17 protein-coding genes and 1 riboswitch are annotated in these 19,199 nt (G+C 71.4%); of the genes, 6 read left to right on the top strand and 11 right to left on the bottom strand.

The features are described 5' to 3' along the window. Nucleotides 1-100: 100 nt before the first annotated feature. Both IE278_RS21365 and IE278_RS21360 read right to left on the bottom strand, forming a co-directional pair. Nucleotides 101-1,342, bottom strand: coding sequence for a sensor histidine kinase (locus IE278_RS21365; protein WP_189774636.1), 1,242 nt, complete (start codon nucleotides 1,340-1,342; stop codon nucleotides 101-103). A 6-nt stretch (nucleotides 1,343-1,348) separates the two neighbouring features. Continuing rightward, complete coding sequence (locus IE278_RS21360; RefSeq protein WP_006380516.1) at nucleotides 1,349-2,002, bottom strand: response regulator transcription factor; 654 nt, start codon at nucleotides 2,000-2,002, stop codon at nucleotides 1,349-1,351. A gap of 427 nt (nucleotides 2,003-2,429) precedes the next feature. Here IE278_RS21360 and IE278_RS21355 point away from each other — a divergent pair, with 427 nt between their 5' ends. Continuing rightward, nucleotides 2,430-2,603 (top strand): hypothetical protein, encoded by a 174-nt coding sequence (locus IE278_RS21355; protein WP_189774634.1) that lies wholly within the window; start codon nucleotides 2,430-2,432, stop codon nucleotides 2,601-2,603. 72 nt (nucleotides 2,604-2,675) lie between these two features. Here the strand turns inward: IE278_RS21355 and IE278_RS21350 are convergent, their stop codons facing one another. Continuing rightward, nucleotides 2,676-3,500 (bottom strand): inositol monophosphatase family protein, encoded by an 825-nt coding sequence (locus IE278_RS21350; RefSeq protein ID WP_189774632.1) that lies wholly within the window; start codon nucleotides 3,498-3,500, stop codon nucleotides 2,676-2,678. Continuing rightward, a complete protein-coding gene (locus tag IE278_RS21345) occupies nucleotides 3,497-4,624 on the bottom strand; it encodes a ferrochelatase (RefSeq protein WP_189774630.1) in 1,128 nt (375 codons plus the stop codon). Before IE278_RS21345 ends, IE278_RS21350 begins: the two co-directional genes overlap by 4 nt. 163 nt (nucleotides 4,625-4,787) lie before the next feature. Between IE278_RS21345 and IE278_RS21340 the strand changes: the two genes are divergently transcribed. The 3 genes from IE278_RS21340 to sepH all read left to right on the top strand — a co-directional run bounded on the left by IE278_RS21340 (nucleotide 4,788) and on the right by sepH (nucleotide 8,871). Beyond that, nucleotides 4,788-6,026: an MFS transporter gene (locus IE278_RS21340; protein ID WP_189774628.1), complete on the top strand. Its 1,239-nt coding sequence runs from the start codon at nucleotides 4,788-4,790 to the stop codon at nucleotides 6,024-6,026. Next, complete coding sequence (locus IE278_RS21335) at nucleotides 5,986-7,305, top strand: D-arabinono-1,4-lactone oxidase (RefSeq protein ID WP_189774626.1); 1,320 nt, start codon at nucleotides 5,986-5,988, stop codon at nucleotides 7,303-7,305. The genes IE278_RS21340 and IE278_RS21335 overlap by 41 nt, the downstream gene beginning before the upstream one ends. A gap of 471 nt (nucleotides 7,306-7,776) precedes the next feature. Continuing rightward, nucleotides 7,777-8,871, top strand: coding sequence for a septation protein SepH (gene sepH, locus IE278_RS21330; protein ID WP_189774624.1), 1,095 nt, complete (start codon nucleotides 7,777-7,779; stop codon nucleotides 8,869-8,871). Between the two features lie 201 nt (nucleotides 8,872-9,072). Here sepH and IE278_RS21325 read toward each other — a convergent pair whose 3' ends face one another. Then, a complete protein-coding gene (locus IE278_RS21325; protein WP_189774622.1) occupies nucleotides 9,073-9,900 on the bottom strand; it encodes a sulfurtransferase in 828 nt (275 codons plus the stop codon). A 313-nt stretch (nucleotides 9,901-10,213) separates the two neighbouring features. On the opposite strand from IE278_RS21325, the gene IE278_RS21320 reads away from it, so the two are divergent. After that, nucleotides 10,214-11,005: a VOC family protein gene (locus IE278_RS21320; protein WP_189774620.1), complete on the top strand. Its 792-nt coding sequence runs from the start codon at nucleotides 10,214-10,216 to the stop codon at nucleotides 11,003-11,005. 16 nt (nucleotides 11,006-11,021) lie between these two features. Here the strand turns inward: IE278_RS21320 and IE278_RS21315 are convergent, their stop codons facing one another. The 4 genes from IE278_RS21315 to IE278_RS21300 form a co-directional block, all read right to left on the bottom strand. Beyond that, entirely contained in the window at nucleotides 11,022-11,678 is a 657-nt protein-coding gene (locus IE278_RS21315; RefSeq protein ID WP_189774618.1) for a thymidine kinase, read from the bottom strand. An 81-nt stretch (nucleotides 11,679-11,759) separates the two neighbouring features. After that, nucleotides 11,760-12,947 carry an alkaline phosphatase family protein gene (locus IE278_RS21310; protein WP_189774617.1) on the bottom strand — a complete coding sequence of 396 codons (1,188 nt, stop codon included), beginning with the start codon at nucleotides 12,945-12,947 and terminating at the stop codon, nucleotides 11,760-11,762. Further along, nucleotides 12,947-13,534: a DUF5998 family protein gene (locus tag IE278_RS21305; RefSeq protein WP_107021511.1), complete on the bottom strand. Its 588-nt coding sequence runs from the start codon at nucleotides 13,532-13,534 to the stop codon at nucleotides 12,947-12,949. Before IE278_RS21305 ends, IE278_RS21310 begins: the two co-directional genes overlap by 1 nt. Nucleotides 13,535-13,575: 41 nt before the next feature. Continuing rightward, entirely contained in the window at nucleotides 13,576-16,515 is a 2,940-nt protein-coding gene (locus IE278_RS21300) for a bifunctional acetate--CoA ligase family protein/GNAT family N-acetyltransferase (protein WP_189774615.1), read from the bottom strand. Between the two features lie 204 nt (nucleotides 16,516-16,719). On the opposite strand from IE278_RS21300, the gene IE278_RS21295 reads away from it, so the two are divergent. Then, nucleotides 16,720-17,001: an HPr family phosphocarrier protein gene (locus tag IE278_RS21295; RefSeq protein WP_107021509.1), complete on the top strand. Its 282-nt coding sequence runs from the start codon at nucleotides 16,720-16,722 to the stop codon at nucleotides 16,999-17,001. Between the two features lie 289 nt (nucleotides 17,002-17,290). On the opposite strand, the gene IE278_RS21290 is transcribed toward IE278_RS21295, so the two are convergent. Together IE278_RS21290 and IE278_RS21285 are read right to left on the bottom strand one after the other, a co-directional pair. Then, complete coding sequence (locus tag IE278_RS21290) at nucleotides 17,291-17,983, bottom strand: GntR family transcriptional regulator (protein ID WP_189774613.1); 693 nt, start codon at nucleotides 17,981-17,983, stop codon at nucleotides 17,291-17,293. A gap of 259 nt (nucleotides 17,984-18,242) precedes the next feature. Next, nucleotides 18,243-19,016 carry a M23 family metallopeptidase gene (locus IE278_RS21285; protein WP_189774612.1) on the bottom strand — a complete coding sequence of 258 codons (774 nt, stop codon included), beginning with the start codon at nucleotides 19,014-19,016 and terminating at the stop codon, nucleotides 18,243-18,245. 13 nt (nucleotides 19,017-19,029) lie between these two features. Then, nucleotides 19,030-19,183, bottom strand: a riboswitch (cyclic di-AMP (ydaO/yuaA leader). Nucleotides 19,184-19,199: the final 16 nt, after the last annotated feature.

Below are 19,199 nucleotides of genomic sequence, written 5' to 3'. Positions count from 1 at the left end.
CCGGAAAGCAGCCCTGTGATCGATCACACACGAGTGTGCCTTTCGTCTGCCCGGGAAATTCCGCGCAAAGCGAACATCCTCGCGTGTCGGCGACATGGTCTCAGATAGGTAGGGCGACTCGCATCACCAGGCCACCTCCCTCGCGCGGTTCCGCGACGATGTGGCCGCCGTGGGCGCGGGCCACCGACCTGGCGATCGACAGTCCCAGACCCACACCCTTGTCACTTCCCGTCCGCTCGGTGCGCAGCCGCCGGAACGGCTCGAAAAGATTGTCGATCTCGTACGCGGGGACCACGGGCCCGGTGTTCGACACCGTGAGGACCGCCTGGCCGTGCTGTACGTGCGTCACGACCTCGACCCAGCCGTCCTGGGCCACGTTGTAGCGCACGGCGTTCTGGACGAGGTTCAGGGCGATCCGCTCCAGGAGGACGCCGTTGCCCTGGACGACCGCGGCGGCCCGCTCCCCGCGGACCTCCACGCCCTTCACGTCCGCCTCGCCGCGCACCTGGTCTATGGCCTGCGAGGCGACCTCGGCGAGGTCGACCGGCTTGCGCTCGACGATCTGGTTGTCGCTGCGGGCGAGCAGCAGCAGGCCCTCGACGAGCTGCTCACTGCGCTCGTTGGTGGCGAGCAGGGTCTTGCCCAGCTGCTGCAGCTCCATGGGGGCGCCCGGATCGGACAGGTGCACCTCCAGGAGCGTGCGGTTGATCGCCAGGGGCGTCCGCAGCTCGTGCGAGGCGTTCCCGACGAACCGCTGCTGGGCCGTGAAGGCCCGCTGCAGCCGCTCCAGCATGTCGTCGAAGGTGTCCGCCAGCTCCTTGAGCTCGTCGTCCGGGCCGTCCAGCTCGATCCGCCGGGACAGGTCCGAGCCCGCCACCGCGCGCGCGGTGCGGGTGATGCGGCCCAGCGGTGACAGCACCCGTCCGGCCATCGCGTAACCGAAGGCGAAGGCGATCACGGCGAGACCCAGGAGGGCCATCAGGGAGCGGCTGAGCAGTCCGTCCAGGGCGTGCTGCCGCTGGACGGCGGTGCACTCCTTGAGCATCGCGTTCAGCTCGTCGTTGTTGCCGGCGCCGCTCAGCTGCGGACAGGTGTTGCTGGTGAGTTCGAGGTTGCTGCCGGTCACCCGGAAGTCGACGCCGCTGCCCTCGTGCAGGGCCTGGGCCGCGAGCAGGTAGATGATCGACAGCAGCAGGATCCCGGCGATCAGGAACATCCCGCCGTACAGCAGCGTCAGCCGTATCCGGATGGTCGGGCGCAGCCAGGGGAAGGGAGGTTCCGGTTTCCTCGGGTCCCAGGTGGGCTTCGGGGGCGCCTTGGGAGGCGCGGGGGTGGTGGTCATCGGGGGTCAGATCCGGTATCCGGAGCCGGGCACGGTGACGATGACCGGCGGCTCGCCGAGCTTGCGGCGCAGGGTCATCACCGTGACCCGCACGACGTTGGTGAACGGGTCGGTGTTCTCGTCCCAGGCCTTCTCCAAAAGCTGCTCGGCGGAGACGACCGCGCCCTCGCTGCGCAGCAGGACCTCCAGCACGGCGAACTCCTTGGGCGCGAGCTGGACCTCCTTGCCGTCGCGGAAGACCTCGCGGCGGTTGGGGTCGAGCTTAATCCCGGCACGCTCCAGGACGGGCGGCAGCGGCAGGCTCGTACGCCGGCCGAGGGCACGCACGCGTGCCGTCAGCTCACTGAACGCGAAGGGCTTGGGGAGATAGTCGTCGGCGCCGATCTCCAGGCCCTCGACCCGGTCGCTGACGTCCCCGGAGGCGGTGAGCATCAGCACGCGCGTGGGCATGCCCAGCTCCACGATCTTCCGGCAGACGTCGTCGCCGTGCACCAGCGGGAGGTCGCGGTCGAGGACGACCACGTCGTAGTCGTTGACGCCGATGCGCTCCAGAGCGGCCGCGCCGTCGTACACGACGTCGACGGCCATGGCCTCCCGGCGCAGTCCGGTGGCCACCGCATCGGCGAGCAGCTGCTCGTCCTCGACGACGAGTACGCGCACGTCGCTTGTCCTTCCTGTGTCCGCCCGCGCGGCGACTTCTCGGCGCACACGGGCGGGTTCCGATGGGGTACTCCCGCTCGAACGCAGCCGCGAGCAGGGAAGGTGGGACTCCATCCTGCCCTTTTCGGCCATAAGTCGGCTGTAAGGCGGGTTCGGAGGGTGGGGAATGCCAGATTTTCTCGGGAGGTTGAGGTTTCCGTCGAAGAGAGCGAGGGGAGGACGGCTTTACACCCCGCGATCACGCTCTGCTTGTGCCGCACCACCCGGCGGTACGTCATGGTCCGCTTCCGCAGGGCGGGCGTGGGTGTCCGGCACTGACGCCGCCCGGCTGGGCAGCGCCGGGCATCCCTGGAGACGTGATCGCCCCTTCCGAACGGCACACCCCCGTGCCACCACCGACCCACGACCCAGGACGAGGGGGCGCAGCATGGACGCATTCACCGCAGGACTTCTGCAGCGCATAAGGGCGACCGAGTCCGACCTGACGATGGCTCGCGAGACCGGCGACGACTTCCTCGCGGAGGTCGAGCAGGCCGAACTCGACGACCTGCACCGCCTTGCCGCCGAGCACGGTGTGCAGATCGGCGTCTCACACGTCTGATCAGCCTTGTGACGAGAGCGGGGCCCCGGCAGATCCAGCCCGGGGCCCCGCTCGGTCGTCTGTCGCGCGGTGTCAGTCGTGCCAGGCGCCGAGTTCGTCGAGGCGGGACTGGAGGGCTTCGAAGAGACCGGGCGGGGCCGCGACGGTCAGGTCGGTCGACAGGGGCTCTCCGGGGCGTCCGCCGGTCAGCGCGCCCGCCTCCCGGGCGATCAGATCGCCGGCCGCGTAGTCCCAGGGGTTGAGTCCCCTCTCGTAGTACGCGTCCAGTCGGCCCGTCGCCACGTCGCACAGGTCGATCGCCGCCGAGCCGCCGCGGCGGATGTCGCGGACCTGGGCGATCAGTTGCCCGACCACCTCGGCCTGCCGGGTCCTGCGGTCGGCGAGATAGCCGAAGCCGGTGCCGACGAGGGCCAGCCCGAGGTCGGGAGCGGGCCGCACGCGCGCGGGGCGGTCGTCGACGTAGGCGCCGCCGCCCAGGACGGCCCGGTAGGTCTCCGCCCGCATCGGGGCGTGCACGACACCGACGAGCGTCTCGCCGTCCTTGCGGGCCGCGATGGACACGGCCCAACTGGGCAGGCTGTACAGATAGTTGACCGTGCCGTCGATCGGGTCGATCACCCACTGGACGCCGCTGCTGCCCTTGATGTCGGCGCCCTCCTCCCCCAGTACGCCGTCGTCCGGCCTGGCGTCGGCCAGCAGGCCGGTGATCAGCTTCTCGGAGGCGATGTCCATCTCGGTGACGACGTCGACGGCGCTGGACTTGGTCGCCGCCACGCCCAGGTCGTCGGGGCGGCCGTCGCGCAGGAAGGCGCCCGCGCGGTGGGCCGCGTCGAGCGCGATCTCCAGCAGTTCGGCCTTCAGCTCGTCGTTCGCTGTGGCGGTCACGGGGCTCCTCATACGTACGGGCTGTCGGCGCCCGCAGCGGCGGGCTTGGGGGCGCGGGCCGGGCAGCAGCCCGCGGGGCAGAGATCGTGACTGGGGCCGAGTGCGCCGAGGGCGCAGGGCGAAACGTCCCTGCCGTTCTCGGTGGCCGCCCGCTCCACGACGAGGTCCCGGATCGCGGCGGCGAACCTCGGGTCGGCGCCCACGGTGGCCGAGCGGCGCACCGGCAGCCCCAGCTCCGCGGCCTTCGCCGTGGCCTCCGTGTCGAGGTCGTACAGGACCTCCATGTGGTCCGAGACGAACCCGATGGGCGCCATGACGACCGCGGGGACGCCGGCTCCGTGCAGCTCCTCCAGGTGGTCGCAGATGTCCGGCTCCAGCCACGGGATGTGCGGGGCTCCCGAGCGCGACTGGTAGACGAGCTGCCAGGGGTGCTCGGTCCCGGTCCGCTCGCGCACCGCGTCGACGATGAGCCGGGCGACGTCCAGGTGCTGGCGCACGTACGCCCCGCCGTCGCCGTGGCCCTCCACCGGTCCTGAGGTGTCCGCGGCGGACGTCGGGATCGAGTGCGTCGTGAAGGCGATGTGCGCGCTCGCGCGGACGTCCTCGGGAAGCTCGGCGAGGGAGCGCAGGACACCCTCGGTCATCGGCTCGACGAAGCCCGGGTGGTTGAAGTAGTGCCGGAGCTTGTCGATCCGCGGCGGCTCAAGACCCTCGCCCTCCAGGGTCGCCAGGGCCCCGGCCAGGTCCTCGCGGTACTGCCGGCAGCCCGAGTACGAGGCGTACGCGCTCGTGGCCAGCACCAGGACGCGGCGGCGGCCGTCGGCGACCATCTCGCGCAGGGTGTCGGTCAGGTACGGGCCCCAGTTCCGGTTGCCCCAGTACACGGGCAGGTCCAGGCCGTGCTCCGCGAAGTCCTTGCGGAGGGCGTCCAGCAGGGCGCGGTTCTGGTCGTTGATCGGGCTGACCCCGCCGAACAGGAAGTAGTGCTGCCCCACTTCTTTGAGGCGTTCCTTGGGGATGCCTCTGCCCCTGGTCACGTTCTCCAGGAACGGGACCACTTCGTCGGGGCCCTCGGGGCCGCCGAAGGAGAGCAGGAGCAGGGCGTCGTAGGGAGTGGCATCGAGCGCGTCTCGCATGCCTCGATCCTGCCACCCACCTCTGACAACCGGGCATAGGCGGGGGGCCGAACGGCAGGTGGACGGAGTGACCGGGGAAATCCGCAGATGGGTTAGGGTCACCTGACTCGTAAGCTGTATCGGTCAGATTCACGCCTTACCGGACCCACACCGGAGACCTCCCGTGCTCAGCCCCTACCGCGCCCTGTTCGCCGCGCCCGGCTCCAGGAGTTTCACCGGCGCGGGCCTCCTCGGCCGGATGCCCCTGTCGATGATGGGCATCGGCGTGGTGACGATGATCTCCCAGGTCACCGGGCGGTACGGGCTCGCGGGCGCCCTGTCGGCGACGATCGCGCTGTCCGCGGCGGTGCTCGGGCCCCAGATTTCCCGCCTGGTGGACCGGTACGGCCAGCGGCGGGTGCTGCGGCCCGCCACGCTGTCCGCGCTCGCCGCGGCGGCCGGGCTCCTGCTGACCACGCACTTCGACGGGCCTGACTGGGTGCTGTTCCTCTGTTCGGCCGGCATCGGCTGCGTACCGAGCGTCGGCGCGATGACCAGGGCGCGCTGGGCGCTCATCTACCGGGGCAGGCCCGAGCTCCACACCGCGTACGCCTTCGAGTCCGTCATCGACGAGATCTGCTTCATCTTCGGACCGATCATCTCCATCGGCCTGTCCACCGTGTGGTTCCCTGAGGCAGGGCCGCTGCTCGCGGCCTGCTTCCTGGCGGCCGGTGTCTTCTGGCTGACGTCCCAGCGCGCCACCGAGCCCCCGCCCCATCCCGGTGGGCACCACACGGGAGGCTCGGCGCTGCGCTCGGCCGGACTGCAGGTCCTGGTGGCCACCTTCGTGGCGACCGGCGCGATCTTCGGCGCGGTCGACGTGGTCACCGTGGCCTTCGCCGACGAGGAGGGCCACAAGGGTGCCGCGAGCATCGTGCTGGCCGTCTACGCGGCGGGCTCCTGCGTGGCCGGGGCCGTCTTCGGGCTGCTGCGCTTCGCCGGGGCGCCCGCCCGCAGGTGGGTACTGGGCATCTGCGCCATGGCCGTGAGTATGATCCCTCTGCTACTGGTCGGAAACTTGCCGTTCCTGGCTGTGGCGCTGTTCGTTGCGGGCCTGTCCATCGCACCGACGATGATCACGACGATGGCCCTCGTCGAACTGCACGTACCACGCGCGAAACTGACCGAGGGCATGACGTGGGTGAGCACGGGGCTCGCGGTCGGGGTCGCGCTCGGTTCCTCCCTGTCCGGCTGGGTGATCGACGCAGCCGGGGCGCGGGCCGGGTACGGGGTTCCGGTCGCGGCCGGGGCTGTCGCGGTCGCGGTGGGTTTCCTCGGGTATCGCCGGCTCAGCAAGCCGGTTCCGCAGCGGGGAGGAACCCATGAAGAGCACAGTGAGCGGCAAGAGCGGCACCTGGCGTAACTGGGCCGGGAACGTCACCGCCCGGCCGGCCCGGGAGGTCACTCCCGCCTCCGTCGACGAACTCTCCGCCGCCGTGCGCCGCGCCGCCGAGGACGGACTCAGGGTCAAGGCCGTCGGGACGGGACACTCCTTCACCGCGGCGGCGGCGACCGACGGCGTATTGATCCGCCCTCAACTGTTGACCGGTATCCGCAGGATCGACCGTGACAACGGCACCGTCACGGTGGAGGCCGGCACCCCGCTCAGGCGCCTCAATCTCGCCCTGGCCCGGGAGGGTCTGTCGCTCACGAACATGGGCGACATCATGGAGCAGACGGTGTCGGGCGCGACCAGTACCGGCACGCACGGCACCGGCCGCGACTCCGCCTCGATCGCCGCCCAGATCACGGGACTTGAACTGGTGACCGCCGACGGCTCGGTCCTCGCCTGCTCCGAGAAGGAGAACCCCGACGTCTTCGCGGCGGCCCGGATCGGGATAGGCGCCCTCGGGATCATCACCGCCATCACCTTCTCCGTGGAGCCCCTTTTCCTCCTCTCGGCCCGCGAGGAGCCGATGAGCTTCGACGAGGTGACGGGCTCCTTCGACGAACTGTTCACGGAGAACGAGCACTTCGAGTTCTACTGGTTCCCCCACACCGGCAACTGCAACACCAAGCGCAACAACCGCAGTGTGGGACCGGAGAAGCCGGTCGGCACCGTCCGCGGTCTGTACGAGGACGAGTTCCTCTCCAACGGCGTCTTCCAGGCGGCCAACTACGTGGGCCGGGCCGTCCCCGCCACGATCCCCTCGATCGCCCGGATCTCCAGCCGCGCGCTGTCCGCGCGCACCTACACCGACATTCCCTACAAGGTCTTCACTTCTCCTCGCCGGGTGCGGTTCACGGAGATGGAATACGCGGTTCCGCGAGCCGCCCTGGTCGAGACACTGCGCGAACTCAAGGCCATGGTCGACCGTTCGCCTCTGCGTATCAGTTTCCCGGTGGAGGTGCGCACGGCCCCCGCGGACGACATCACCCTGTCCACCGCGTCCGGCCGGGACAGCGCGTACATCGCGGTCCACATGTTCAGGGGGACGCCGTACCAGGCGTACTTCACCGCCGCCGAGCGGATCTTCACCGCGCACGGAGGCCGGCCCCACTGGGGCAAGGTGCACACCCGTGACGCGGAGTACTTCGCCGGCGTCTATCCGCGCTTCGGCGAGTTCACCGCGCTGCGGGACCGCCTCGACCCGGAACGGCGCTTCGGCAACGACTACTTGCGGCGGATCCTGGGCGACTAGCAACTCGGACGGACCACGCGCGGCCGTCGCGTCGACCGATTGCCCGAGCACAGGACGTACGGTCGAAGCGACTCCCTCCACTTCTGGCGATCATGTGAAGAACCGGTCTCACCATGATCACGAGAATGTCACCCCGGGCGGCCAACTCCCGCCTCCGGACAGAAGTTCGGTGGCGTGCCGATCCACGCAAGTGGCCCGAATGGAGTACTGTTGCGAGCCCTGGGACCGGACGCACGCCAGGGTGTCCGGAGCCGTACAGGACCGCCGAGAGGGGGCCCGTTGCACAGGGTGATGAGGGTCGTCACTTAGCGTTGCGAATAGGTAACCGTGCCATAACGGCGAGTTCGGGCCACCGTCCGACACGCCGGGCAACTCGGCAAGGTTGTGGCAGGCTGCACCCGGGCAGGCCACACTCGACTAGCGGAAGCAGCGACGCACGTGACGTCGGCAGGCACCACCCGGGAGGTCCCCATGCCCGAACTGCGTGTCGTGGCCGTCTCCAACGACGGCACACGGCTGGTGCTGAAGGCTGCGGACAGCACGGAGTACACGCTTCCGATTGACGAGCGTCTACGCGCCGCCGTACGCGGCGACCGTCCCCGCCTCGGCCAGATCGAGATCGAGGTGGAGAGCCATCTCCGCCCCCGAGACATCCAGGCACGGATACGCGCGGGAGCATCCGCCGAAGAGGTCGCCTCGCTCGCCGGTATCCCCGTCGACCGCGTGCGCCGCTTCGAAGGACCCGTGCTCGCCGAGCGCGCCTTCATGGCCGAGCGCGCCCGCAAGACGCCCGTCCGCCGCCCCGGCGAGACGACCGGTCCCCAGCTCGGCGAGGCCGTGCAGGAGCGCCTGCTGCACCGCGGCGCCGACAAGGAGACCGTCCAGTGGGACTCCTGGCGCCGCGACGACGGCACCTGGGAGGTGCTGCTCGTCTACCGGGTCGCGAGCGAACCGCACTCCGCGAGCTGGACGTACGACCCGCCCCGGCGGCTCGTCCAGGCCGTCGACGACGAGGCGCGCTCGCTGATCGGCGAGTCCGACGACCTCGGCGCCGCCGAGCCCAGCTTCCCGTTCGTACCGCGCATCGCGCGGCTGCCCCGCGACCGTCCGCTGGACCGGGCCCTGGACCGGCAGATCGAGCGGCCGAGCCTGCCGCCGTCGTCGGAGCAGGACATCGAGGAGGGCGTCAGCGAGCGTGAGCGCGACTCGCTGACCAGCCTCCTGGAGGCGGTGCCCAGCTTCCGCGGCGACATGGTCGTACCGGAGAGGCCGTCGGCGGGACCCGCCGCCTCGACGGCCTCCACGACCTCGACCACGGAGCGCCCCGCCACGGAGGAACCGCCCGTTCCGGAGGAAGAGGTGGAGGAGCCGCCGGCTCCCGCGGCCTCGGCCGGTTCCGCCTACGCGGACGTGCTCATGCCGCGCTCGGTGGCCAGCCACCGTGACCGGCTCGTCGGCGCCACCGACCGCCAGGCCGAGGCGGACGGTGTCCGTCCGGGACGCAGAGCGGCCGTGCCGAGCTGGGACGAGATCGTCTTCGGGACACGACGCAAGAAGCAGGACTAGGAAGTGGCGAGGGCTCGCACCGTCTCGGTGCGAGCCCTCCGCTCTCCCGTCCGCCCTTCGTTACCGGGCCGCGGTTCCTTACCGGGCCGCGGTTCCTTACCGGGCCGCGCTTCCTGTCCGGTACACACTTCCCGTCCGGTTCGCGCCTTCTTGGCGGTCCGTACGGTCCGTACGTTCCGTCCGGTCGGTGCGGCGCGGGTGCTACTGCGGGTCGGGGCCCGTCGCGACCGGCCGCCCGTCGTCCTGCGACCACTCCGACCAGGACCCCACGTACAACGCGGCCGGGATGCCCGCGACCGCCAGCGCGAGGACCTCGTGCGCGCCGGAGACACCCGACCCGCAGTACACGCCGACCTCCGAGGAGCCGTCGACGCCCAGGGACGCGAAGCGGTCCGCGAGTTCACCGGCTGGCAGGAAGCGACCGGATTCGGCCACATTGCCGGTCGTCGGCGCCGAGACCGCGCCCGGGATGTGGCCGCCGACCCGGTCGATCGGCTCGACGTCGCCGCGATAGCGCTCGGCGGCCCGGGCGTCGAGCAGCAGACCGGTGCGGGCCAGCGCCGCGGCGCCGTCGGCATCGAGCAGGGAGACCTTCCCCGGAGCCGGTACGAAGGTCCCGGCGGCCGGAGCCGCCCGGCCGCTCTCGACCGGACCGCTCCACTCCGCGAAGCCGCCGTCAAGCACACGCACCGACGGATGACCCGTCCAGCGCAACAGCCACCAGGCCCGCGCGGCGGCCCAGCCGAGCCCTCCGTCGTACACGACGACGTCACGGTCCTCGGAGACCCCGGCCGCTCGCATGGCCGCGCCGAAGACCTCCAGGTCCGGCAGCGGGTGGCGTCCCGCCGCGCCGGCGGGGCCGGCGAGTTCGGTGTCCAGGTCCACGTAGACGGCCCCCGGAATGTGCGCTTCCTCGTAGGAGTCGCGCAGGTTCGGGCCGCCCAGCTGCCAGCGGATGTCCAGCACGACCGGCGGGTTCGGCCCCGTCAGGTCGCTCGCGAGTCGGGATGCGGAGATGATGGCGTTCATGGCCACCATCCTCGCGCACGGGGTGGCTACATCGTCCAGGTCCGGCTACTGTGCTCCGCCGGGCCGAACCGACCACACGGCGTGCAGGAACGGGCACACGCTGTACGGCCGATGGACATGCGCAGGCAATCGCGGGGAAACGGATGGGCAACAGGAATGCGGGCATCCTCCCGCCGTGGGCCGTTCGGCCGTGGCGCGGCCGAACGCCGGTGGTGCGACCATCGGCATCGGGCGCCGTGGTCCACGACGGCGGTACGCCCGGTTCGACAGCGGAAGTGAAGCGGCCCCGCGAGGCGCCGAGGAGAGGGTGACGATGACCGAGGCACGGGAGTCGGCCGGCCTGAACGGCTCTGCGTACACGCCCGGCACACCCTGCTGGGTGAGTCTGATGGTGCACGGGATGGCCGCGACCCAGGAGTTCTACGGGGAACTGTTCGGCTGGGAGTTCCAGCCCGGTCCGCAGCAGCTGGGTGCGTATGTACGGGCGCAGTTGGACGGGCACGAGGTGGCGGGCATCGGCCAGCTTCCGCCGGACCGTCATCTGCCCGTCGCGTGGACGCCCTACCTCGCCTCGGACGACGTGGACCTGACGGCGGAGACGGTCCGGCACTGCGGTGGCACGGTCGGCGTCGGTCCCCTGGTCGCCGACGCCGCCGGGCGCCTGGCGATCGCCTCGGACCCCTCGGGCGCCGTGTTCGGCATCTGGCAGGCCGCGGCCCACCTCGGTGCGGGCATCGCCGGGGTTCCCGGGACCCCCACGTGGAACGAGCTCGTCACCCGTGAGTCCGCGGGTGTCGCCAAGTTCTACGAGACGGTCTTCGGCTACGAGGAGGAGCCCGTCGTCTCCGCCGACTCCGACTACGTCACCCTGCACATCAAGGGCCGCCCGGTGGCCGGGATCCATGGCGTCGGCAACGCCCTGCCCCGCGACCGTGGCGCGCACTGGCTGACGTACTTCGAGGTCGTCGACGTGGACGCGTCCGTGGCCCTGGTCGTCGAACTCGGCGGCCACGTGCTCAAGCCGGCCCAGGACAGCCCGTACGGCCGTGTCGCCATGGTGGCCGACCTGGAGGGAGCGGCGTTCTCGCTGGTACGGACCCGCTGAGCCCGGCGGGGACGCGTCAGCGCCCGGCCACGGTGTCCACCGGGAGCACGTCCGGGGACAGGGCGCCCGCCCGCGCGGTGGCCGCGGTCATCCGCCGGCTGTGGTGGCGGCGGCACAGCACCTCGTAACCGATGTCCTCCGACTGGTCGACGTCGCCGACGACGACCTGAGCACCCTCCACGACCATCCGGCCGCCTATCGTGCGGGCGTTGTGGGTGGCGCGGGCGCCGCACCAGCACAGGGCCTCGACCTGGAGGACCTCGACGCGGTCGGCCAGTTCGACGAGCCGCTGGGAGCCCGGAAAGAGCTTGGAGCGGAAGTCGGTGGTGATGCCGAAGGCGAAGACGTCGATGTCCAGGTCGTCGACCACGCGCGCGAGTTGGTCGATCTGCTCCGGCGCGAGGAACTGCGCCTCGTCGGCGATGACGTAGTCCGCCCTGCCGCCCCGCGAGAGATGCTCGACGAGGTACGCGTACACGTCCTGGTCGTCCTCGACCTCCACCGCGTCCGTGACCAGGCCGAGCCGTGAGGACAGCTTGCCCTCACCCGCGCGGTCGTCCCGGGTGAAGATCATGCCCTGCAGGCCGCGGGCCGAGCGGTTGTGCTCGATCTGCAGAGCCAGCGTCGACTTCCCGCAGTCCATGGTTCCGGAGAAGAACACCAGCTCGGGCATGGGGAGTCGAGCACCTTTCAGCAGGGACGGGGCGGGGGTGAGGCAGCGGTGGAGCGGGGGTGACGCGCGGCGGGCGGAGGGTCAGGAACGCACTTCCAGCAGCGGAATGTGCTGTTCCGCCGAGGTCATCGAGCCATGGTTGCCGACCATCAAGGACTCCTTCGGCTCCCGCTCGGACGCGGTGATCAGCACGTCGTCCCGGGCGGCCGCGACCACGTCGCCGATACGCGCGTACACCCGCTCGTCGATGTGCGGGCCGAACCAGCCCGCCGCGATCGCCTCGTCGCGCGAGGCCACCCAGAACTGCTCGCCGAGGACCTCGCGCCAGCAGGTCAGGACGTCCGACTCGGCGCCCGGGACCGCGTACACATGCCGGGCGCGGCCCTCGCCGCCGAGGAGGGCGACGCCCGCGCGCAGCTCCCAGTCCTCGTCGAAGTCGATCCGGTGCTGCTCGTCGAAGGGGACGTCGATCATGCCGTGGTCGGCGGTGACGTAGAGGGCCGCGCGCGGCGGCAGTTGCTCGGCCAGGCGCTGGACCAGCCGGTCCACGTACATGAGCTGGCCGCGCCAGGGGTCGGAGTCGACGCCGAAGCGGTGCCCCTTGCCGTCGACCTCGGCGTAGTACGTGTAGACCAGCGAGCGGTCCCCGGCGGCCAGTTGCTCGGCCGCCATGTCCATGCGGTCCTCGCCGGTCAGCCGTCCGTGAAACGTACCGCCGCTGAGCGCGATCTTGGTCAGGGGCGTGTTCTGGAAGTGCGGGGCCGACACCTGGGCCGTGTGCACGCCCGCCGCGTCGGCCAGCTGGAACACCGTGGGGTACGGCTGCCACGTGCCCGGCTTGGTCCAGGGGATCCAGCGGAGCTGGTTCATCAGCTCGCCGGTCTCCGGGTTGCGCACGGTGTAACCGGGCAGGCCGTGGGCGCCCGGGGGCAGTCCGGTGCCGACCGAGGCCAGCGAGGTGGCGGTGGTCGCGGGATAGCCCGCCGTGATCGGCCGGCCGGTGCCGCCGCGCGAACTGCCCAACAGGGAGGTCATGAACGGGGCCTCGTCCGGGTGCGCCTTCAGCTGCTCCCAGCCGAGGCCGTCGATCAGGAAGACGCAGTTCCGGTCGGCCGGGCTCAGTTCGCCGAGCGAGGCGGTCATGTCGGGGACGTCCATGCCCACGGCCAGCGTGGGCAGGAGGTCGGCGAGCGAACCGCTGCCGTACTCGGGCACGGGCGCGGACTCGACGGTGAGCGGCTCCGGGTCGTCCCAGACGTGCTGGGACATCAGCGGGTGACGTCCGCGGTCGCCTCGGAGAGCGACTGCGCGAAGGCGAGCGTCTGGCGCACGGCGTCCGGCCCGTCACCGGCCTCGCTGACACGCAGGCTCAGGTCGTCCGCCGTCGAGCTGCCGGTGTAGCCGTGGTCCGCCTCGCAGTTGGAGTCGCCGCAGGCCGCGGGCTCCAGGTCGATACGGGCGACCGCGCCCCAGCCGATCGTGAGGACGACCTCGCGCGGCAGGGTCCCCACCACGTACTTCTCCGGGTTCGCCACGACCCGGCTGAGCACGACGGACGAGATCCGGCCAAGCTTCACGGACTCGGTGGACGTGGTCGCGTACGGCGTGGGGGACGTGCTGTCCGCCGCCTGCTCGTCGGTGTGGCTCACGATGAAACGGTTACCCGTGAGAACGAGCACCGTGACATGCCGGCGCACCTCGTTCGCGTCGAACGTCGTCTCCTGGTGGACCAGATACGACCGGATGGGCTCGCCCCCTACAGCGGCCTCCACCGCCTCGGCCACAAGGGCCGGGTAGTAGCCGCTGCGCTCGATCGCCGCTCGCAGCCCCTGGGTCGTCGTACTGGTCTTGGCCATGACGTCCATTCTACGGGGGCGTACTGACTGCGAGGCACCGCTCAGTACACAGGAAGCGTGCGGGGGCCGAGGTCGTCGCGGGCTGGCGGCGGCGCGAGCCGTACGGAAGCGCCGAGGACGCTCAGCCCGCGCGGGGCCACGACGACCGGTTCCAGGGACACGGAGACGACCTCGGGATGGTCGTCGACGAGCCGTGACAGGCGCAGCAGCAGTTCCTCCAGTGCCGCGACGTCCGCCGGGGCCGAGCCGCGCCAGCCGAAGAGGAGGGGCGCGGTCCGGATGGACCGGACCAGTGAGGCGGCGTCGCGGTCGGTGACCGGAATCAGTCGGTGTGCGGTGTCCCCGAGCAGTTCCGACGCCGCTCCCGCGAGCCCGAAGGAGAGCACCGCTCCGGCGGCCGGGTCGATGACCGCCCGTACGACCGTGTCGACGCCGCGCGGTGCCATGCCCTGTACCACCGGGCGCAGTTCCTCGGGCTCCCCGAAGAGGCTGGTCAACTCGGCGTACGCGCGCCGCAGTTGCTCCTCGTCCGCCAGGTCGAGGCGGACGCCGCCCAGGTCGGCGCGGTGCCGCAGGTGCGGGGCGGTGGTCTTCAGGGCCACGGGGTAGCCGAGGCGCTCCGCCGCCGCGACGGCCTCCCCGGGGGTGTGCGCGGGCAGGGCGCGACGGACGTCGATGCCGTACCGGGCGAGGAGGGCGCAGGTGTCGTCGGGGGCGAGGGTGAGCGCGTCCTCATCGGGTCCCCCGGGCGGCGCTTCCGTCTGAGCTTCCGGCTGTACTTCCGACTGCGCTTCCGCCTCAGGTCGCGGTTGCGGTTGCGGTTGCGGTTGCGGTTGCTCGGAGGCTGCGGCCAGGAGCTGGTCGATCTGCTCGGCCGCGCCCTTCTCGTCGATGTCCTCGTACTCGGGCACCCGCCCCGGGTCGGCGGACTCGCGCCGCCACTGGCCGTACCGCACGGCTTCCGCGAGCGCGCGCACGGCCCGCTCGGCGGCGGGGTAGGCGGGGATCAGCCGGGAGTCCACCTCGGCGCTCTCCACCTCGTTTTCCACCTGGCTCTCCACCTCGTTCTCCACCTCGGCGGGCGCGGGAGCGACCTGCGGTGCGGGGCCGGTCGGGGCGGTGCTCGCCGCCGCGGACAGGGCCTCCGCGAGGCCGCCCAGTTCCACGTGCACCACGAGGACCGGCTTGCCGGGGGCCGCCGCCGAGGCCGAACGGAGGGCCTCGGCGAGGGCCGCGTCCGCCGCGGACATGTCCCCCACCGCCGGGATCGCCGTGACCACGACGGCGTCGCAGGCGTCGTCGGCCAGGGCGTGCGCCAGCGCCGCGCGGAAGTCCTCGGCCGAGGCACCCGTCGTCAGGTCGCGGGGCGGCAGCGGCCGCAGCTCCTGGGCGAGACACGCGTCGTACGTCAGCAGCCCGAGCGACTCGGAGTTGCCGAGGATCGCCACCCTCGGGCCCGCCGGCAGGGGCTGGCGGGCCAGCAGCAGCCCCGCGTCGACCAGCTCCGTGATCGTGTCCACCCTGATGACCCCGGCCTGCCGCAGCAGGGCGGACACCGTGGCGTGGGGCAGCCGGGTGGCCCGTACCGCGTGCCCCTGGGGCGCGGCTCCGCCGTGCCGCGCGCCCTGGACGACGACCAGCGGCTTGGCCGCCGCCGTGCGCCGCGCGAGACGGGTGAACTTCCGCGGGTTGCCGATCGATTCGAGGTACATGAGCGCGACATCGGTGTCCGGGTCGTCGTACCAGTACTGAAGGACGTCGTTGCCGGACACGTCCGCGCGGTTGCCGGAGGACACGAAGGTCGACACGCCCGTCACCCCGGTGACCCCGCCGCCGCGCCGGTGCAGCCGGGACAGCAGCGCGATCCCGATGGCCCCGGACTGGGCGAACAGCCCGATGCGTCCGGTGCGCGGCATCTCCGGCGCGAGCGAGGCGTTGAGCCGCGTCCCCGGGGAGGTGTTGATGACCCCGAAGGCGTTCGGCCCGATGATGCGCATCCCGTACGTACGCGCCTGGCGTACGAGTTCGCGCTGGCGCTGCCTGCCCTCGGGGCCGCTCTCGGCGTATCCCGCGGAGACCACGACGAGCCCCTGCACTCCGTGCTCGCCGCACTCGGCGACCGCTTCCGGGACCCGTTCGGCCGGGACGGCGATCACCGCGAGGTCGACGGGCTCCCCGATGTCCCGCACGGAGCGGTGGGCCGGGACTCCGGCGAGCTCCTTCTCCTGAAGTGCTCCGTTCACCGCGTACAGGCGGCCGGTGAAGCCCGCGTCGCGGAGGTTGTCCAGGATGCTGCGGCCCACTCCCCCCGGTGTGCGGCCCGCTCCGACGACCGCGACCGAACCAGGTGCCAGGAGGCGGGCCACGGAACGCGCCTCCGCACGCTGCTCCCGCGCGCGCTGCACGGCGAGCGAACGGTCGGTGGGCTCCAGGTCGAACTCCAGGCGTACGACGCCGTCCTCGAAGCTGCGCTTCTGCTGGTACCCGGCGTCCGTGAACACCTTGATCATCTTGCTGTTGGCGGGCAGCACCTCGGCGGCGAACCGTCGGATGCCGCGCTCACGGGCGACGGCCGCGATGTGTTCGAGCAGGGCGGAGGCCACGCCACGGCCCTGATGGGCGTCCTGGACGAGGAAGGCGACCTCCGCCTCGTCCGCGGGGGCGGACGCGGGGCGGCCGTCCGCGGCGATGCGGTCGTACCGTACGGTGGCGATGAATTCGCCGCCGACGGTCGCCGCGAGTCCGACCCGGTCCACGAAGTCGTGGTGGGTGAAGCGGTGGACGTCCTTGGCGGACAGCCGCGGGTACGGCGCGAAGAAGCGGTAGTACTTCGACTCGGCGGAGACCTGCTCGTAGAAGCTGACGAGGCGGTCGGCGTCGTCGGCCGCGATGGGCCGGATGCGCGCGGTGCCGCCGTCGCGCAGGACGACGTCGGCCTCCCAGTGAGCGGGGTACTCGTGCCGGTCCGGCGGAGTCTGCATGGGGCCCAGAGTACGACTCGGGTCCGACAACGGCGGGTTCGCGTCCGGCGGGGACCCGGGGCAGTCTTGGGGGCCCCGGCTCGGTCCGTGCCCTAACCCGCACCGGCACGCGCACTCGCACCCGTACCCGCACAAGGCACGCTTCACCGTTCACCGTATGGAACACTGGTCTAGACAACCTTGACACCTGAAGGGCAGCATCACATGGCTGAGCGCCGCGTCAACGTCGGCTGGGCCGAGGGCCTGCACGCCCGTCCCGCCTCCATCTTCGTCCGGGCGGCCACGGCCACCGGCGTCCCCGTGACGATCGCCAAGGCCGACGGCAACCCCGTCAACGCCGCGTCCATGCTCGCGGTCCTCGGCCTCGGCGCCCAGGGCGGCGAGGAGATCGTCCTGGCCTCCGACGCCGAGGGCGCGGACGCCGCGCTCGACCGTCTGGCCAAGCTGGTCGCCGAAGGTCTCGACGAGCTTCCCGAGACGGTCTGACCCTCAGGTCCCCTCGGCCTCCTAGGGTCTCCGGGATTCCGGCGGATCCCGGATCCCGTCGGTCCCGGCGGATCCCGTACGGCGGAGCCGCGTCACCCACACCCCGGGCGACGCGGCTCCGCCGTTCGCGTACCCGGTACCGGGGCCGTTCTTTTCCCGTGTGTGGCGTATCGATTTCCGCCCGCCGCGCGCACGGAAATGACGTGCTCCGCAATTCGGGGCACGCAGAAGAAAAGGGCACCAGAAATAGGGCCCCGCCGAATATCCCTCTTTGTATACGGTGCTTCTGTTAATGCCGCAGGCCCGCTGTGTTTACGGGATGTTGCGAAGTCCTCACACGCTCGACGCGCTCCCCGCCCGGAAAGCGCAGCCGGTGCGCGGACATCGCCCGCTCGGTGTGCAGGGCCGTGATCGCCCTGGCGCGGTCGCTGTCACCGCGGGCCACGGCGTCCACGATGGCCCCGTGCTCGGTCCAGGACTCGGCGGGGTGCGCGGGCGCCTCGACCGAGTACATCCAGGCGATCTTGTGCCGCAGCTGGCCGAGCGTCGAGGTCAGCGCCGGGCTGCCCGAGGCCTGTACGAGCGTCTCGTGGAACCAGCCGCCGAGCGAGCGCAGATCCTCGCTGTTGCCCCGCCTGGCCCGCTCCTGGCCAAGCCTGACCAGGCCGCGCAGCACCTTGAGATGGGCCTCGGTGCGGCGCTGGGCGGCACGGGCGGCGCCCAGCGGCTCCAGCAGCACGCGCATCTCCAGGAGGTCGGCGGCCTCCTGCTCCGTGGGTTCCGCGACGCACGCGCCCGCGTGCCGGCGGGTGACCACGAAGCCCTCCGCCTCCAGGGTGCGCAGCGCCTCGCGCACAGGGACCCGCGAGACACCGTAGCGGCGCGCGAGCAGTTCTTCGGTGAGCCGGCTGCCGCGCTCGTAGACACCCGCGACGATGTCGTCCCGGATCGCCGTGCATACCGAGCGCGCGGGAATACGCATGACCGGACCTCCGCCTTAATCCCCGCGAAACGCGGTCGATTGACGCTTGTTCGGTGACTCTATTGCAGAGAACGGGAAATTCCGAAGGCAGCCGGGAATCCATGGATATTTTTTGGACACACCGCGCTTCTGAACAGGCAGTAGTCCGGTACGAAAGTGACCCGAAGCCGTCCGAACGCGCGAAGGCCCCGGCTCGATGAGCCGGGGCCTTCGACGGAGGTGCGGTGTCGTGCGGAAGCGCTGTGCGGGTGCCGTGCGGTCAGACGTTCACGCCGTGCCCGCGGAGGTACGCGACGGGGTCCATGTCGGATCCGTACTCCGCGGTCGTACGCGCCTCGAAGTGCAGGTGCGCCCCCGTGACGTTGCCGGTCGCCCCGGAGAGGGCTATCTGCTGCCCCGGAGTGACCGTCTGGCCGACGGAGACACCGATGGACGACAGGTGCCCGTACTGGGTGTACGTGCCGTCAACCATCTTGATGACGATCTGGTTGCCGTAGGAGCCGCCCCAGCCGGCCTCCACGACGGTGCCGGAGCCCACCGCGTGCACGGCGGTGCCGCTGGCGGCGTGGAAGTCGATGCCGGTGTGGCTGCCGGAGGACCAGACGCCGCCACCGGCCTGGTACGAGGTGGAGACGTACGAGCCGGCGATCGGCGCGGTGTAGGCGTTGAGGCGCTTGCGCTCGGCCTCGCGGGCGGCGCGGGCCTTCGCCTCGCGCTCCTTCTCGGCCTTCGCCCTGGCTTCCTCCGCGCGCTTCTTCGCGGCGGCCTCGGCCTTCTCGCGGGCGGCGGCCTGTTCGGCGGCCTGGCGCTGGGCGACGGCCTGGGCGTCGATCTCCTGGGCGACCGTGTCACCCATGGTGACGGCCTTGAGGGGGCCGGTCTGCTCGATCTCGCTCTCGGCGGCGAACGCCGGGGCGGCCAGCGTGCCCACGACACCGGTGGTGGCCAGGGCGGCGACGCCGACGGTCCTGCGGGTCGTGCGCGTCATGCGGCTGGGAAGACGGTGCTTCCCCGTGGCGCGGGTGAACGCCATGAAGTGGCTGGTCCTTTCCTTCCTTCTCGCCTACCGGGTTAGCTGACGGGTTCGGAGCAGGAAGGTCTCCTACGGACCCCTCCGGGAAGGGCGTCCGATTCACCCCAGGGACGTGGGTCCCCGGCTCCCCTGGCTCGCGCCATGCGGGGACTCGGCGATGACTGTCCGGTGCCGCGGACGCGG

The sequence above is a fragment of the Streptomyces tauricus genome (assembly GCF_014650955.1).
Taxonomy (GTDB): domain Bacteria; phylum Actinomycetota; class Actinomycetes; order Streptomycetales; family Streptomycetaceae; genus Streptomyces; species Streptomyces tauricus.
The sequence above is the reverse complement of the archived record's forward strand: the minus strand, read 5'-3'. Positions and strand labels throughout refer to the sequence as shown.

Excerpts from the sequence above, each read along its gene's own strand:
- IE278_RS21315 (WP_189774618.1), bottom strand. The coding sequence starts at position 11,678 with ATGCCCGAGCTGGTGTTCTTCTCCGGAACCATGGACTGCGGGAAGTCG.
- IE278_RS21355 (WP_189774634.1), top strand. The coding sequence starts at position 2,430 with ATGGACGCATTCACCGCAGGACTTCTGCAGCGCATAAGGGCGACCGAG.
- IE278_RS21335 (WP_189774626.1), top strand. The coding sequence starts at position 5,986 with ATGAAGAGCACAGTGAGCGGCAAGAGCGGCACCTGGCGTAACTGGGCC.
- IE278_RS21350 (WP_189774632.1), bottom strand. The coding sequence starts at position 3,500 with ATGAGGAGCCCCGTGACCGCCACAGCGAACGACGAGCTGAAGGCCGAA.
- IE278_RS21320 (WP_189774620.1), top strand. The coding sequence starts at position 10,214 with ATGACCGAGGCACGGGAGTCGGCCGGCCTGAACGGCTCTGCGTACACG.
- IE278_RS21365 (WP_189774636.1), bottom strand. The coding sequence starts at position 1,342 with ATGACCACCACCCCCGCGCCTCCCAAGGCGCCCCCGAAGCCCACCTGG.
- IE278_RS21310 (WP_189774617.1), bottom strand. The coding sequence starts at position 12,947 with ATGTCCCAGCACGTCTGGGACGACCCGGAGCCGCTCACCGTCGAGTCC.
- IE278_RS21345 (WP_189774630.1), bottom strand. The coding sequence starts at position 4,624 with ATGCGAGACGCGCTCGATGCCACTCCCTACGACGCCCTGCTCCTGCTC.
- IE278_RS21290 (WP_189774613.1), bottom strand. The coding sequence starts at position 17,983 with ATGCGTATTCCCGCGCGCTCGGTATGCACGGCGATCCGGGACGACATC.
- IE278_RS21295 (WP_107021509.1), top strand. The coding sequence starts at position 16,720 with ATGGCTGAGCGCCGCGTCAACGTCGGCTGGGCCGAGGGCCTGCACGCC.
- sepH (WP_189774624.1), top strand. The coding sequence starts at position 7,777 with ATGCCCGAACTGCGTGTCGTGGCCGTCTCCAACGACGGCACACGGCTG.
- IE278_RS21300 (WP_189774615.1), bottom strand. The coding sequence starts at position 16,515 with ATGCAGACTCCGCCGGACCGGCACGAGTACCCCGCTCACTGGGAGGCC.
- IE278_RS21325 (WP_189774622.1), bottom strand. The coding sequence starts at position 9,900 with ATGAACGCCATCATCTCCGCATCCCGACTCGCGAGCGACCTGACGGGG.
- IE278_RS21305 (WP_107021511.1), bottom strand. The coding sequence starts at position 13,534 with ATGGCCAAGACCAGTACGACGACCCAGGGGCTGCGAGCGGCGATCGAG.
- IE278_RS21285 (WP_189774612.1), bottom strand. The coding sequence starts at position 19,016 with ATGGCGTTCACCCGCGCCACGGGGAAGCACCGTCTTCCCAGCCGCATG.